Source organism: Umezawaea tangerina (genome assembly GCF_003002815.1).
Classification (GTDB): domain Bacteria; phylum Actinomycetota; class Actinomycetes; order Mycobacteriales; family Pseudonocardiaceae; genus Umezawaea; species Umezawaea tangerina.
Genome location: NZ_PVTF01000007.1, coordinates 456002 through 471393, shown reverse-complemented (window position 1 = coordinate 471393; position 15392 = coordinate 456002). Strand labels below are relative to the sequence as shown.

The window sequence follows — 15392 nt, the reverse complement described above, 5'->3', positions numbered from 1 at the left end:
AGCGGTGCCGGACACCCTGGCGCTGGCGGAGTTCACCGCGGGGCTGTCCTACGAGGACCTCCCCGCGGAGGTCACGGCCAAGGTCGGCGCGCTGGCGCTGGACTTCCTCGGCGCCGCGGTGGGCGGGTCGACGACCGCGGAGGTGGCGACCCTGGTGGACCTGGTGCGCCGCCGCGGCGGGACGCCCGAGGCCACCGTGCTCGCGGCCGGGTTCTCCGCTCCGGTGGCGGACGCGGCGTTCTGCACGGGCGTGGCGGCCGACGTGCTGGAACACCAGGACGGCTACCGGTTCGGCGGGTTCCACCCATCGCACACCCTGCCCGCGCTGCTCGCCGTGGCCGAGCACGTGGACGCGGACCTGCGGACGCTGCTGACCGCGGCGGCGGCCTCCTACGAGGTGGCGAACCGGATCGGCCGGGCCGTGCACCCCAGCGCCACGCGGGCGGGGTGGTTCCCCATCGCCGCGTCGTTCGGGGCGGCGGCGGGGTGCGCGAAGCTGCTCGGCCTGCCCGCCGAGCGGATCGCGGACGCCATCGGCGCCGCCGCGTTCTTCGCGCCCGCCGTGCTCATCGAGTCGATCTTCGCCTCGCCGTCGGCCAAACCGGCGTTCGCGGGCCAGATCGCCCGCGCAGGCGTGGAGGGAGCGCTGGCGGCGGCCGCGGGGCTGACCGGGTGGCGCGAGGTCGTCGAACACCCGCGCGGCCTCGTCTCCGTCCTGGGCGGCACGCCGGTCACCGACACGTCCGCGGCCGGGCTCGGTGTCGAGTGGACGGTGCTGGACGTGCACCAGAAGCGGTGGGCCGGGTGCAGGCACACCCACGGCGCGGCGCAGGCGGCCATCGAGCTGGCCGTGGAGCACGACCTCGACCCCGACCACGTGACCGCGGTCGACGTGGAGACCTACGACATCGCGCTGCTGCTGGTCGACCGGCCGGTGGGCGCCGAGCCGAGCACGGTCGCGTGCACGCTGAGCCTGCCCTACACGGTGGGCGCGGCGCTGACCGACCGCGACCTCGGCGGCGCGCAGTACGCCACCGCGCGGCGCGAGGACCCGAGGGTGCTGCGGGTGGCCGACCTCGTCCGGTTGCGGCCCGCGGCGGACCTGGAGGCGCGGTACCCGGAGTTCACCGCCACCAGGGTCACGGTCACCACCGACGACGGGCGGAGCCTCACCCGCCTGGTCGACGTGCCCGCGGGCGACAGCCGCGCTCCCCTGACCGCGGACCTGCTGACCGCCAAGTTCGGCGGCTACGCGGGTGCCGCGTTCGGTGCCGACACGGCCGACCGCGTCACCACCGCGCTGCTGGACCGGCCCGCCGGGCTGCCCGTCCGCGTCCTCACCGGCCTGCTGGCCGGATCCCGAGCCTAGGAGCAACGATGTCCGAGACGGACGTGCGGATCCACACCATCGTCCCCGAGCCGGTGACCGCCGAGGCGTTCGCGCCCTTCGGCGAGGTCGTCTCGCTCGACACCACGCCGAAGCTGCCGATCGACCTGTACTCCGGCCTCAACGCGGTGCACGGCCCGGTGCTGCTGGAGGTCGACGAGGCGCCGGAGTTCATCCTGTTCCGGGTCGGCTACCGGGGCGGCGACATCCGCTACCTGGAACGGCACCTCGGCATGACGCAGACGTTCATCCCGCTGGGCGGGGTGCCCTACGTGTCGGTGGTCGCCAGGCCCGACGCGCCGCTGGTGGACGGGTTCCCCGACTTCGCCGAGGTGCGGGCCTTCCTGGTGCCCGGCGACGTCGTGCTCAACATCCGCCGCGGTACGTGGCACGAGCCGCCGTTCCCGACCCGCGACGGGCAGAAGTTCTTCATCACCAGCACCCCCGGCGTGACCGGCGGGCTCCAGTCCGCCGTGGACGGGAACGGCGAGGTGCACAAGCTCGACGTGGACAAGCGCAACCCGGTGCACCGCACGGGCGCGCGCCTGCGGGTGGAGATGCCCTGATGGCCGCGCCGACCCAGCCCGACTCCGCGATCGGCGGCTCCGCCCGCAAGCGCGACGGCGCCGCGCTGCTGACCGGTCGCGCCGTGTTCGTCGACGACCACCAGCCCACCGGGATGCTGCACGCGCAGGTGGTCCGCAGCACCGTGGCGCACGGGCGGATCCTGTCGGTGGACACCGCCGCGGCCGAGGCCGCGCCGGGCGTCCGGCTGGTGCTCACCGGCAGGCGGGCGGCGGAGTCGGCCGGGCCGGTGCCGTACTTCATCGACCCGGCGGCGCGCGGCGGCAACCGCACGGACATCCGCTGCCTCCAGGTCGACGAGGTGGTGTACGTCGGCCAGCCGGTGGCCGCCGTGGTCGCCGAGACCCGGCGGCAGGCGCTGGACGCGGCGGCCCTGGTCGCCGTGGAGTACGAGGTGCTGCCGCACGTGCTCGACGCCGAGGAGGCCATGCTCCCCGACGCGCCGAGGCTCTACCCCGAGTGGCCCGGCAACGTGGTCATGCACAACCGGTACGGCACCGGCGACACCGACGCGGCACTGGCCGCGGCGGACGTCGTGGTGAGCGGGGAGCTGCGGATCGGCCGGTCGACCACGTCCCCGATCGAGCCGCGCGGCTACCTCGCGTCGTGGAACGCGGCCGAGGGCAAGCTGACCGTGCACGCGTCGTGCCAGAACCCGCACCAGATGCGGTGGATGCTGGCGACCAGCCTCGGGCTCGACGAGGGCGACATCCGGATCGTCACCGCGAAGGTGGGCGGCAGCTTCGGGCTGAAGATGCAGGGCCACCCGGAGGAGACCCTGGTGGCGCTGCTGAGCATCCTCACCGGCGCACCGGTGAAGTGGATCGAGGACCGGCGCGAGACGCTGATGGCGGGCGCACGCCAGCAGGTGCACCGGTTCACCGTCGGCGCGATGGCCGACGGCCGGATCGTGGCGCTGGTGGACGACATCGTGGCCGACGTGGGCGCGCTGACCGCGCAGGCCGGGTGGGCGATGCCGAACATGTCGGCCACCACCCTGCCGTCGGGCTACCTGGTGCCGGACTGCCGGATCGGGCTGGACATCGTCGTCACCAACAAGCCGCCGGTGAACGCCGCGCGCGGCTTCGGCAAGGACGCGGCGCACTTCGTGATGGAGCGCGCGGTCGACATCGTGGCGCACGAGCTGGGCCTGGACCCGGCCGAGGTGCGCAGGCGCAACTTCATCCCCGCCGACCGGTTCCCGCACCGCACCTCCACCGGCCTCAACATCGACAGCGGCGACTTCGTCGGACTGCTGGACAAGGTCCTCGACGAGGTCGGGTACGCGGGGATCCGCGCGCGGCAGGGCGGGCTGCGCCACCGCGGCCGGTACCTGGGCGTCGGGCTGGGTTTCGAGCTGACCCCGGAGTCCTCCGACAGCCCCGGCACGTTCGTCTCCGGCTTCGACACCACGACCGTGCGGATGAGCGTCACGGGGATGGTCACCGTGCTGACCGGCGTGACCTCCCCCGGTGGGGGCAACGACACCGGCATCGCCCAGATCGTCGCCACCGAACTGGGTGTGCCCATGGAGTGGGTCGAACTGGTGCAGGGCGACACCGACCGCTGCCCCAACGGGTTCGGCAACTTCAGCGGGCGCAGCATGGTCGTGGGTGGCGGGTCGGCCACGCTGGCCGCCCGCGACGTGCGCGACAAGCTGGCGCTGCTGGGCTCGCGGATGCTGGACGTGCCGGTCGACCGGGTGGAGGTCGCCGACGGCGTGGTCCGGGTCGTGGACGACCACTCCCGCGCGCTGGCCGTGCCGGACGTGGCGCGCGCTCTGCTCACCAGGGCGTTCGCCGTCGCCGACGGCATCGAGCCGGTCCTGGAGTCCACCAGGGCCTACAAGCCGGGCAACATCGACCACGTCCCCGACGAGTTCGGCCGCATCCAGCCCTACCCCACCTACTCCAGCAGCCTGCACGCCGCGGTGGTGGACGTGGACGTGGAGACCGGCAAGGTCGTGCTGCTCGACTACGTGATGGCGCACGACTGCGGGACCATGATCAACCCCGCGCTGGTGGAGGGCCAGGCGCGCGGCGCCGTGGCGATGGGCCTGGGCAGCGCGCTGTCCGAGCAGCTGGTGTTCGGCGAGGACGGGACGCTGCTCAGCGACCGGTTCAAGACCTACCTGCTGCCGCGCGCGGGCGACGTGCCCGAGCTGCGGATGGTGCACCAGGTGACGCCGAGCCCGTTCACCATGCACGGCAACAAGGGCGCGGGCGAGGCCGGGGTCGGCGGGGCGCAGGCCGCGGTCGCCAACGCGGTCGAGGACGCGCTCGCCGCACTGGGTGTGCGGGTGCGCGGGGTACCGCTGACCCCACCGGCCGTGCTGGCCCTGATCGACGAGGCGGCGGCCCGGTGACGCCGCGCTACTCGGCACCCCGCGACCTCGTCGGCGTCACGGCCGCGCTCGCCGACGGCGACGGCGTCGTGGTGGGCGGCGGCACGATGGTCGTGCCGGACATGACGCACGGCCGCACCCGCGCCGCGGCGCTGGTCGACCTGTCCCGCGCCGGGCTCGCCGGGGTCACCGCGGGCGCGGACGGCGTGGTGGTCGGCGCGATGACCACGTACACCGACCTGGTCGAGGCCGGGGTGCCGCTGCTGTCCTCGGTGGCCACGGGCATCACGGGCGGCCCGCAGATCCGCAACCGCGGCACGGCGGGCGGCTCGGCCTGCTACGCCAACCCCGCCTCCGACGTGCCCGCGTGCCTGGTCGCGCTGGACGCCCGGATGCGGCTGGCGAGCGCGGGAGGGAAGCGGGAGGTCCCCGCGGCCGGGTTCTTCCTCGGCGGGTTCCGCACCGCGCGCCGGCCGGACGAGGTGCTGGCCGAGGTCGTGCTGCCCCAGCTGGGGAACGCCCTGCTGGGCTACGTCAAGTTCAAGCTCGCCGAGAGCAGCTGGCCGATCGTCACGGCGGCCACCGTCGCGGTGCCGGGAACGGCGCTGCGCGTCGTCGTCGGCGGAGCCGCGGCGGTACCGGTCGTGGTCGCGGTGGACCGGCCGTCGGCGGGCAGCGGCGACCCGGCGTGGCGCGACCACGTGCGCGAGGCCGTGCACACCGCGCTGGACGCCGCCGAGCCGTGGTCCGACGTGCTCGCACCGGCCGCCTACCGACGGCGGATCGCCCCGGCGATCGCCGCCAGGTCCGCGGCCCACGCCCTGGAGGAGGACCGGTGACCGGCATGAGGCTGACCGTCAACGGCGTCGACCGCGAGATCGACGTGGACCCGAGCACCCTGCTGGTGCACGCGATCCGCGAGCAGGTGGGCCTGACCGGCACGCACGTCGGCTGCCTGACCGGGGACTGCGGCGCCTGCACGGTCGTGCTGGACGGGCGCACCGCGAAGTCCTGCTCGGTGCTCGCGCTGTCCGCGGACGGTTCCGCGGTCGAGACCGTGGAGTCGCTGGCCGACGGCGACGAGCTGCACCCCGTGCAGCGGGCGTTCTGGGACGGGTTCGCGTTCCAGTGCGGGTTCTGCCTGCCGGGGATGCTGCTGACCGCGAAGGAGCTGCTCGACTCCACCCCCGAGCCCGACGACGCGCAGATCCTCGCCGCGATCAACGGGAACCTGTGCCGCTGCACCGGTTACAACACCATCGTCAGCGCCGTCCGCCAGGCCTCCGGGTGCGCCCGGACGTGCGCGAAGGAGACACCGTGCCAGGAGAGCTGATGACCGCGGTGGCCGTGGTGGAGGACTACCTCGCCGCGGTCGGCGCGGGCCGCACCGCCGACGCCCGCCGGTTCCTGTCGCCGGACGCGACCCTCGTCTTCCCCGGCGGGAAGACCTACCGGAGCCTCGACGAGCTCGCCGAGGGGTCGGCGGGCCGCTACCGCTTCGTCGACAAGCACCGCGACGAGTACGACACCCTGTCCACCCCGGACGGGGACGTCGTGTACTCGCTCGGCAGGCTGCACGGCGAGAACGCGCACGGCGTCGCCTTCGACGGGGTCCGGTACGCGGACCGGTTCCTGGTCCGCGACGGGCTGATCGTCGAGCAGCGGGTGTGGAACGACCTGGCCGAGACCGGAGTGCTGACGGCGCGCACGCCCGACGACCTCGACGAGCGCTGGAGAGCGCCGTGAGCGCCTACCCGCGGGTGTTCTCGCCGGTGGAGATCGGCGGGATCACCTTGCGCAACAGGGTGTTCGTGTCGGCGCACACCACGAACTTCGGCGTGGACTTCCTCCCCACCGACCGGCACGTGGCCTACCACGCCGAACGGGCCCGCGGAGGGGTCGGGCTCGTCGTCATGGAACCGCTGCGGGTGCACGGGACCAGCCTGGGGCGCGCGGGCGGCCTGTCCGCCGCCCCCGCCGCGCTCCCGGTCCTGGCCCGGATCGTGGAGGCGGTGCGCGCGGAGGGAGCCGCGGTCTTCACCCAGATCACCCACGCGGGCAGGCACAGCGAGAACGTGTTCCGCCGCGCCGCCGCGTGGGGTCCCTCGCCGCGGCCGTGGACGTCCTCGGGCGCCGTGCCGCACGTCATGTCGCGCGGCGACATGGCCGAGGTGCGCGACGCCTACGTCGACGCGGCCCGGCTCGCGCTCTCGGCGGGGTTCCAGGGGGTGGAGGTCCACTTCGGACACGGCCACCTGCTGCACCAGTTCCTCTCCCCCGCCTCCAACGACCGCGCCGACGCCTACGGCGGGTCCGAGGAGAACCGGCTGCGCTTCCCGCTGGAGGTGCTGGACGCGGTGCTCGACGCCGTGGGCGGCGACCTCGCGGTGGGCGTGCGGATGAGCGCCGACGAGCTCGTCGACGGCGGCCAGGACCTCGCCGCCGGACGGCGTCTCGCGCACCTGCTGGACACCACCCGGCCGCTGGCGTTCCTGAACGTCTCGGTCGCGTCCTACACGGTCCCGTCGATCGGCCACCACGTGGCGGACATGAGCGAGGGCCACACGCCGTACCTGGCGCAGACCCTGGCCGTGGCGGCGGAGTGCGCGACCACGCCGGTGCTGGCGGCCTGCCGGTTCGTCGACCTCGACGACGCCGAGCGCGGCCTCGCGGGCGGGCTGGCCGCGGTCGCCATGACCCGCGCGCACATCGCCGACCCGCACCTGCTGGCCAAGGCCGCCGCGGGGCGGGTGCGGGACATCCGGCCGTGCGTGTCGTGCAACTTCTGCATCGGTGAGATCGCGGGCCACCGGCCGATGACGTGCATGGTCAACCCGGCGGTCGGCAACGAGGAGCGGTGGCCGCAGGTGCCCGAGCCCTCGGCCGACCCGAAGCGGGTGCTGGTGGTCGGCGGCGGTCCGGCGGGGCTGGAGGCCGCGAAGATCGCCGCCGAACGCGGGCACGACGTCTCGCTGCGCGAGTCCGCGGCCGAGCTGGGCGGACAGCTGCGGCTGGGTCGCCGGGGCGCGGGACGGGGCCACCTCGACCGGTTGCGCGACCACCAGCAGCACCGCCTGGCGGCGCTCGGCGTCCCCGTCCGCGCGGGTGCGCCCGTCACGGCCGAGGACGTCCTCGCCGAACGGCCGGACGTCGTCGTGGTGGCCACCGGCGCCACCCTCGGAGCCCGTGACGTGCCGGGGTGGGGCCGGGCGCTGACCGCGGCGGACGTGCTGGCCGGGCGGTCCTGGGTGGGCCGCACGGTCGTGGTGCTCGACGAGGACGGCGGGTGGACCACGTCGTCGGTCGCCGAGACGGCCGCCCGCGGCGGAGCGGCGGTGCACGTGGTCGGCCGCGCCGGAACCCCGCTGTGGGGTGTCGGCGAGTACAGCCGGATGACCGCCGTCCAACGGCTGCGCGACCTCGGCGTGCAGCTGTGGACCTCGGCGGAGGCCGTGTTCGCCGCGGGCACCGCCACCGTGACCAGCGCGCTGGTCTCCACGACGACCACCTTCACCGCCACCGACGTGGTGGCGCTCGACCGGCCCCGCGCCGAGGACGGCCTCGTGGCGCCGCTGCTCGACGCCGGCGTGCCGGTGCACCTGATCGGCGACGCCGTCGCCCCTCGCTCCCTGTTGGAAGCCGTGGCCGAGGGGCACGCCCTCGGCCGCGCGCTCTAGGTCGACCGGAGGACACCTCATGGCCCGCAAGCTCGTGCTGCTCACCTACAACATCAAGCCGGGCGTCCCGCTGGAGGAGTACGAGGAGTACACCCGCTCCATCGACTACCCGATCTTCCGCGCGAACCCCGGAGTCGTGGACTACTCCAACTACGTCGTGCGGCGCAACGCCCGCGGCGAGGAGTGGTTCAAGCACTTCGACCTCATGTTCGTCGAGGACCTCGACGCCTTCCACGCGGACGGCGCCCTGCACCACGGCGACCCGGCGGTGCTCGCGCACGCGGCGGGCTGGCGGGCCAAGTGGGGCGCCGACCCGGCCACCGGGTGGCGGACCGACGTGAACATCACCTACGCCGACGAGATCCAGGGGTGACGAGCCCGCCCGCCGACGACAGCGCCGGGCGGGTCGTGGTGCTCGCCGTCCTGATCGGCGCGAGCTACATGTTCCCGCTGTACCTGACCGGGGCGGTGGGCGTCGCCGTCCGGGCCGACCTCGGACTGGACTCGACCGCGTTCGGCGCGGCGATCTCGGTGTTCTTCGCCGTGGGGGCGGTGCTCATGCCCGTGGGCGGTCGGATCGTCGACCGCACCGGGCCGGGCCCCGCCGTCCGGCTGGCGCTCGCGGGCGCGGCCACGTGCCTGGTGGCCGTGGCGGCGCTGGGCGGCTCGTACGTCGGACTGTGCGTGGCGATGGCGATCGGCGGGGTCGGGTCGGCGGTCGCGGCACCGGTCGGCGGCATGCTGATCGCCCGCGGCGTGCCGCCGGGCCGCCGGGCGCTGGCGTTCGCGCTGGAGCGGTCGTCCATCCCGGCGGCGACGCTGGTGGCGGGCGTCTGCGTGCCGACGCTGGCGGCGGTGCTGCCGTGGCGGGCGGTGTTCCTGTGCGCGGCGGTGCTGGTCGCCCTGGTCCTGCTGCTGCCCGTCCCCCACGTGCGGCGGGCCGTCGCCACGTCGTCGGCCAGTGCGCCGCTGCGGCCGTTGGGGCCGCTGCTCGTGGTCGTCGGCATGTTCGTGCTGGGGTCCGCGGCGGCGACGGCGCTGAGCACGTTCCTGGTCGGCTACGGGGTCTTCCTCGGCCTGTCCGCGGGCACGGCCGGGGTGGCGCTGGCCGTCATGAGCGCGGCCACGATCGGCGTGCGGCTGCTGTCCGGCGTGGTGGACGCGCGGGTGTCCGCCCGGATGGCCGTGGGCGTGCTGCTGTTCCTCGGCGCGGCCGGGTTCCTGCTGCTCGCGGTGCCCGTGCCCGTGGCCGCGCTGGGCGGCGCGCTGGTGGCGGGAGCCGCGGGCTGGGGCTGGACCGGAACGCTCGGGCACGCCGTCGTGCGGGCCCACGCGGACGCGCCCGGAGCCGCCACGGCGCTGGTCCAGGCGGGCGGGTGCGCGGGTGGCGTGCTGGGTCCGCTGCTGATGGGCGTGCTCGTCGAGCACCGCTCGTACGCGGTGGCGTGGACGGTGCTGGCGGCGTTGGTGGCGGTCGCGGGGGTCGCGGCGCTGGCCAACCGGGGGATCTTGGCGCCACCCGCCGCCGTACCGGGTGTTGACCCCGACAAGGACACCGACCTAACCTCTGAGCGGACCAGCGTTCGCCTCAGCGGAACAGGCAACGCGACGAAAGGGGCCGCTGTGCAGGACGGACCGCTCACCGGAGTGCGGGTGCTGGACGTCTCCACGATCCTGGCGGGCCCGCTGTGCTGCCGGATCCTCGGCGACCACGGGGCCGAGGTCATCAAGGTCGAACACCCCGAGGCGGGCGACGGGATGCGCGGCCACGGCCAGGCGAAGGACGGCGTGCCGCTGTGGTGGAAGGAGATCTCCCGCAACAAGCGCACGCTCGGCCTGAAGCTGTCCACACCGGACGGTGCCGACCTGCTGCTGCGCCTGGTCGCCACGGCCGACGTGATGGTGGAGAACTTCCGCCCCGGCACCCTGGAGCGCTGGGGGCTCGGACCGGACCGCCTGCACGAGGTCAACCCCGGTCTGGTGCTGGTGCGGGTCACCGGCTTCGGCCAGACCGGCCCCTACGCCGGGCGCGCCGGGTTCGGCACGCTCGCCGAGGCCATGAGCGGCTTCGCGCACATGACCGGCGAGGCCGACGGTCCTCCCACGCTGCCCGCGTTCGGCCTGGCCGACAGCATCTGCGGGATGGCCGCCTCCACGGCCGCCATGACGGCCCTGTTCGCGCGGGAGCGCAACGGCGGCCGCGGCGACGTGGTCGACATCAACCTGCTGGAGCCGATCATGGCCGCGGTCGGGCCGGGCCCGACCGTGTACGACCAGCTCGGCGAGGTGGGCGTGCGGCACGGCAACCGCTCCACGCACAACTCGCCGCGCAACACCTACCTGACCAAGGACGGCCGCTGGGTGGCCGTGTCCAGCAGCGCGCAGAGCATCGCCGAACGGGTGCTGCGCCTGGTCGGGCACCCGGAGGTCGTCGAACAGCCGTGGTTCGCCACGGGACTGGGCCGCGCCGGGCACGCCGACCTGATCGACGAGTGCGTCGGCGGCTGGATCGGCGAGCGGACCGAGGCCGAGGTGACCGAGGCCTTCGAGGCGGCGGGCGCCGCGGTGGCCCCGATCTACTCCGCCCGCGACCTGGTCGAGGACGAGCACGTGCGCGAGACGGGGATGCTGACCAGCGTCCCCGACGACGACCTGGGGCCGGTGCTCATGCAGAACGTGTTGTGGCGCAGCGCCGGGGCTCCCGGCCGGATCAGGTTCACCGGACGGGCGCCCGGCGCCGACACCGACGACATCCTCGCCGAGCTCGGGGTGCGCGCGCCCGAGGTGGCGCGGCTGCGCGCGGACCGGACCGTGGCGTGATGGGGGCGACGATGACGACAGCACAGGGGACGGCCGCGCTGCTGGCCGCGGTCGAGGGCGGCCTGGCCGTGCACGACCTGGGCAGGCAGCTGGTCCAGGGGATGCCGCAGTCCCCCAACCACCCGCCGTACTGGCACGCCCTGCCGCGCAGGCACGGCGACGTGGTGCGCGCGGACGGCGGGTCGGCGGCCAACGACCTGATCACCATGGGCACCCACGTGGGGACGCACATCGACGCGTTCGCCCACGTGTCCCACGACGGGAAGCTGCTCGACGGCTCCGACGCGGCCGAGGCCGGTCGCGGCGGCCGGTTCGCCGAGCTGGGCGTGCACACGATCGCGCCGATGGTGCGCCGCGGCGTGCTCCTGGACGTGCCCGCGGCGCTGGGCGAGCCGACCGGCTGCCCGGCGGGCTACGAGATCACCCCGGACGACCTCGCCGCCGCCGAGCGCGCCCAGGGCACGCCGGTGCGGTCCGGTGACGTCGTGCTGGTGCGCAGCGGCTGGGGCAGGCTCTTCGACGACCCCGACCGGACCGTCTACCAGGGCAAGGAGTCCGGTGTGCCGGGCGTGGGCGAGGCGGGCGCGCGGTGGCTCGCCGACCGGGGCGCGCACGCCGCGGGTGCCGACACCATCGCGTTCGAACGGCTCGCCCCCGGCGGCGGGCACGCCTCGCTGCCCGCGCACCGCGTGCTGCTGGTGGAGCGCGGCGTCTACATCATCGAGACGCTGGTGCTGGACGGGATCGCCGCGGCGGGGGTGCGCGAGTTCCTGTTCGTGCTGTCCCCGCTGCCGCTGTTCGGCGCCACCGGCTCCCCGGTCCGGCCGCTGGCGGTGGTGGGCGCGTGACGACCGTCGTCTCCCCGTCCGCGGCCCAACGGCTCGCGGCCTTCGCCTCCACCGCCCTGGCCGACGGCGTGCCCGACGACGTGGCCGCCAGCGTCCGCGGCCGGGTGCTCGACGTGCTGGGCCTGTGCGTCGCGGCGCACCGGCTGCCGACCAGCAGGGCCATCGCCGGGCACGTCGCCGACCAGGGCGGCACGCCCGAGGCCACCGCGATCGGCGTGGCCGCGCGGGTCCCCGCCGTGGGCGCGGCGTTCGTCAACGGCGTGCTCGCGCACTCCCTGGACTACGACGACACCCACCTGCCGTCCGTGCTGCACCCGAGCGCGAGCGTGGTGCCCGCCGCGCTGGCCGCCGCCGAGGCGTCCGGGGCGAGCGGCCGGGACGTGGTCGCGGCCATCGCGGTCGGCCTGGAGGTCACCGTCCGGCTCGGGATGGCCGGGTACGACAGCGACCTCGGCAACTCCGTCTACTTCGAACACGGCCAGCACGCCACGTCGATCTGCGGTGCGATGGGGTCCGCGGCGGCCGCCGCGTTGCTCTACGGGCTCGGTGAGGAGGGTGTGCTGCACGCGCTGGGCGTCACCGCGTCGTTCGCCTCCGGGGTCATCGAGGCCAACCGGACCGGCGGCACCGTGAAGCGCCTGCACTGCGGGTGGGCCGCGCAGTCCGGGGTGACGGCCGCGCAGCTCGTGCGGCGCGGGTTCACCGGGCCGCCGACCGTGCTGGAGGGCCGGTTCGGGTTCTTCCAGTCGTTCCTGCGCGGCCAGGTCGACCTCGACCAGGTGACCGACGGGCTGGGCGAGGACTGGGCGGTGCCGGGCATCTTCTTCAAGCCCTACCCCGCCAACCACTTCACCCACACCGCGATCGACGCCGGGCTGCGGCTGCGCGCCGACGGGGCCCCGACCGACCCGGCGGACATCGCGTCCATCGAACTGCGCGTGCCGTCCGCCGTCATCCGCACCATCGGCCAGCCCATCGAGGCCAAGCGCGCGCCCGAGACCGGCTACCAGGCCCAGTTCAGCGGCCCGTACGCCGTGGTGACCGGCCTGCTCGGCGGATCGGGCCTGGGGGCCGGACTGGCCGACTTCACCGACGAGCTGGCGGCGGACCCGCGCAGGCGGGCGCTGATGTCCACTGTGGACGTCGTGCCGGACGGCCGCTGCGACGCGATCTTCCCGCACCAGTTCCCGGCGATCGTCACCGTGCGCGGGACCGACGGCCGGGAGTGGACCGCCGAGGTCCTCACCAACCGGGGCGGTCCCCAGCGCCCCCTCACCGACGCCGAGCTCGCCGCGAAGTTCGCCGACAACGTCGCCGACCGGCTCCCTCCGGGGGTAGCGGCCACCGTCCGCGACCTCGCGCTGGACCTGGAGTCCGCCACCGACGTGGGCGCGCTGCTGCGCCCGCTGACCCCGTCCACCGACCACACCCCGACGACTGGAGACGATCACGATGTCCCTTGACCTTCTCGTCACGAACGTCCGCGTCGTCCACCACGACCGGCCGGAAGCCGAACGCGCCGACATCGGGGTCGTGGACGGGCGGATCGTGCGCGTCGCCCCCGGCATCGACCCGGCCGGGGCGAAGATCGTCGTCGACGGCGGCGGCAGGCTCGCGTTCCCCGGCGTGGTGGACGCCCACCAGCACTGGGGCATCTACAACCCGCTCGCGGTCGACACCGCCACCGAGAGCCGCGCGTGCGCGCAGGGCGGCGTCACCACGGCGCTGAACTACATGCGCACCGGCCAGTACTACATGAACAAGGGCGGCGACTACGCCGACGTGTTCCCGGAGGTGCTCGCCGCCTCCGACGGGAAGTCCTTCGTGGACTACGCCTACCACCTGGCGCCGATGTCGCGCAGGCACATCGAGGAGATCCCGGACCTGGTCGCCGAGCACGGCGTGACCTCGTTCAAGGTGTTCATGTTCTACGGCAGCCACGGGCTGCACGGCCGGTCGGCCGACCAGAACTCGTTCCTGATGATCCCGGAGGGCGAGCGCTACGACTACGCGCACTTCGAGTTCGTCATGCGCGGCATCCAGGCCGCGCGCGAGCGGTTCCCGGAGCTGGCCGACGAGATCTCGCTGTCGCTGCACTGCGAGACCGCCGAGATCATGAGCGCCTACACGAAGATCGTCGAGGAGGAGGGCTCGCTGTCGGGCCTGGCGGCCTACAGCGCCTCCCGCCCGCAGCACTCCGAGGGCCTGGCGGTGTCGATCGCGTCCTACCTGGCGCACGAGACCGGCCTGCCCACGATCAACCTGCTGCACCTGTCCTCGGCCAAGGCGATGGACGCGGCGCTGCGGATGGCGACCGCGTTCCCGCACATCAGGTTCCGCCGCGAGGTGACCGTGGGGCACCTGCTGGCCGACATCGACACCGCGTCCGGCATCGGGGGCAAGGTCAACCCGCCCATCCGACCGCGCGAGGACGTCGAGGCGCTGTGGGGCCACGTGCTGGCGGGCGAGGTCGACTGGGTGGTCAGCGACCACGCCTGCTGCCGCGACGAGGACAAGTTCGGCGACCCGCGCGAGGACGTGTTCCTGGCCAAGTCCGGGTTCGGCGGCGCCGAGTACCTGCTGCCCGGTCTGGTCACCGAGGGCACCCGGCGCGGCCTGTCGCTCGGCGACATCGCGAAGCTCACCTCGTGGAACCCGGCCACCCGCTTCGGCCTGCGCACCAAGGGCGCCATCGGGGTCGGCTTCGACGCCGACTTCAGCCTGGTCGACCCGGCCGTCGACTGGACGGTCCGCGCGGCCGACTCCGAGTCGACGCAGGAGTACACGCCGTTCGAGGGCTTCTCGATGACCGCGGCGGTCACCGACACGTTCGTGCGCGGACACCACGTGCTGGCGGCGGGCAAGGTCGTGGGCGAGCCGGTCGGCCGTTACCTCAAGCGCCCCACCGGCGCATGACCCCGCGCAGCTACCTCTACGTGCCCGGCGACCAGCCGGGCAAGCTGGCGGGCGCGGCGGGGCGGGGCGCCGACGCCCTGATCCTGGACCTGGAGGACGCCGTGTCGCCTCCTCGCAAGGACCTCGCCCGCCGCGCGGTCGCCGACCACCTCGCGGAGCCGGGCGCCAGCGCGTGGGTGCGGATCAACGCCGACGCGGCGGCGTCCGACATCGCCGCGATCGGCGGCACGGCGGGCCTCGCGGGTGTCGTGGTCCCGAAGGCGGAACCGGAGTCGCTGGCCGAGGTCGACCGGCTGCTGGCGGCGTTCGACCGCCCCGCCCTCCCCGTCGTCGCGATGCTGGAGACGGCGCGGGGGATCCGGCTCCTCGACGCGGTGGCCGCCGCGCCGAGGGTCGTCCGGCTCGGCCTTGGCGAGGCGGACCTGGCCGGGGAGCTGGGCATCCGCCCGGACGCGCTGCGCACCGAGCTGTGGCCGATCCGCTCCCAGGTCGTGGTCGCCTCGGCGGCCGCCCGGCTGACCGCCCCGGTGGGCCCGGTCGACACCGACACCCGCGGCACGGACACCCTCCGGGCGACCACGACCCTGTTGCTCAACCAGGGTTTCCGGGCCCGCACGGCGATCACCCCGGCCCAGCTGGCCGTGATCAACTCGGTGTTCTCGCCCACGGCCGAGGAGGTCGCCGCGGCGAGGCGGGTCCTGGACCACCTGGCCAACTCCCCGTCCGGCATCGCCGTGGACGACGACGGCAGGCTCATCGACGCCGCGGTCGCGCGCACGGCCGAGGAGGTCCTGAGCCGGGCGGGCTGACCGCCG

General features: G+C 74.6%; 13 protein-coding genes. All 13 read left to right on the top strand.

Going from position 1 to position 15392, the window contains the following annotated elements:
* Window positions 1-4 precede the first annotated feature (4 nt).
* The 13 genes from CLV43_RS24945 to CLV43_RS24885 are packed head-to-tail and all read left to right on the top strand — an operon-like array spanning window position 5 to window position 15386.
* On the top strand, window positions 5-1369 hold the full coding sequence (locus tag CLV43_RS24945) for an MmgE/PrpD family protein (protein WP_170155996.1): 1365 nt from the start codon (window positions 5-7) through the stop codon (window positions 1367-1369).
* An 8-nt stretch (window positions 1370-1377) separates the two neighbouring features.
* Window positions 1378-1953: an ureidoglycolate lyase gene (locus tag CLV43_RS24940; protein WP_106189684.1), complete on the top strand. Its 576-nt coding sequence runs from the start codon at window positions 1378-1380 to the stop codon at window positions 1951-1953.
* A complete protein-coding gene (locus CLV43_RS24935; RefSeq protein WP_106189683.1) occupies window positions 1953-4337 on the top strand; it encodes a xanthine dehydrogenase family protein molybdopterin-binding subunit in 2385 nt (794 codons plus the stop codon). The genes CLV43_RS24940 and CLV43_RS24935 overlap by 1 nt, the downstream gene beginning before the upstream one ends.
* Window positions 4334-5155: an FAD binding domain-containing protein gene (locus CLV43_RS24930; protein WP_106189682.1), complete on the top strand. Its 822-nt coding sequence runs from the start codon at window positions 4334-4336 to the stop codon at window positions 5153-5155. The genes CLV43_RS24935 and CLV43_RS24930 overlap by 4 nt, the downstream gene beginning before the upstream one ends.
* Before the next feature lie 5 nt (window positions 5156-5160).
* Window positions 5161-5649: a (2Fe-2S)-binding protein gene (locus CLV43_RS24925; RefSeq protein ID WP_170156007.1), complete on the top strand. Its 489-nt coding sequence runs from the start codon at window positions 5161-5163 to the stop codon at window positions 5647-5649.
* Window positions 5634-6062 (top strand): nuclear transport factor 2 family protein, encoded by a 429-nt coding sequence (locus CLV43_RS24920; RefSeq protein WP_146174894.1) that lies wholly within the window; start codon window positions 5634-5636, stop codon window positions 6060-6062. The genes CLV43_RS24925 and CLV43_RS24920 overlap by 16 nt, the downstream gene beginning before the upstream one ends.
* The gene (locus CLV43_RS24915; RefSeq protein WP_170155995.1) at window positions 6059-7993 is read left to right on the top strand and encodes an oxidoreductase; all 1935 of its coding nucleotides are present in this window, start codon (window positions 6059-6061) and stop codon (window positions 7991-7993) included. Before CLV43_RS24920 ends, CLV43_RS24915 begins: the two co-directional genes overlap by 4 nt.
* A gap of 19 nt (window positions 7994-8012) precedes the next feature.
* A complete protein-coding gene (locus CLV43_RS24910; RefSeq protein ID WP_106189678.1) occupies window positions 8013-8366 on the top strand; it encodes a hypothetical protein in 354 nt (117 codons plus the stop codon).
* A complete protein-coding gene (locus CLV43_RS50330) occupies window positions 8363-10813 on the top strand; it encodes an MFS transporter (RefSeq protein WP_106189677.1) in 2451 nt (816 codons plus the stop codon). The genes CLV43_RS24910 and CLV43_RS50330 overlap by 4 nt, the downstream gene beginning before the upstream one ends.
* 11 nt (window positions 10814-10824) lie before the next feature.
* Entirely contained in the window at window positions 10825-11661 is an 837-nt protein-coding gene (locus CLV43_RS24900; RefSeq protein WP_106189833.1) for a cyclase family protein, read from the top strand.
* A complete protein-coding gene (locus tag CLV43_RS24895; RefSeq protein ID WP_106189676.1) occupies window positions 11658-13124 on the top strand; it encodes an MmgE/PrpD family protein in 1467 nt (488 codons plus the stop codon). Before CLV43_RS24900 ends, CLV43_RS24895 begins: the two co-directional genes overlap by 4 nt.
* On the top strand, window positions 13114-14577 hold the full coding sequence (locus CLV43_RS24890) for a dihydroorotase (RefSeq protein WP_106189675.1): 1464 nt from the start codon (window positions 13114-13116) through the stop codon (window positions 14575-14577). The genes CLV43_RS24895 and CLV43_RS24890 overlap by 11 nt, the downstream gene beginning before the upstream one ends.
* Entirely contained in the window at window positions 14574-15386 is an 813-nt protein-coding gene (locus CLV43_RS24885) for an HpcH/HpaI aldolase/citrate lyase family protein (protein WP_106189674.1), read from the top strand. The genes CLV43_RS24890 and CLV43_RS24885 overlap by 4 nt, the downstream gene beginning before the upstream one ends.
* Window positions 15387-15392: the final 6 nt, after the last annotated feature.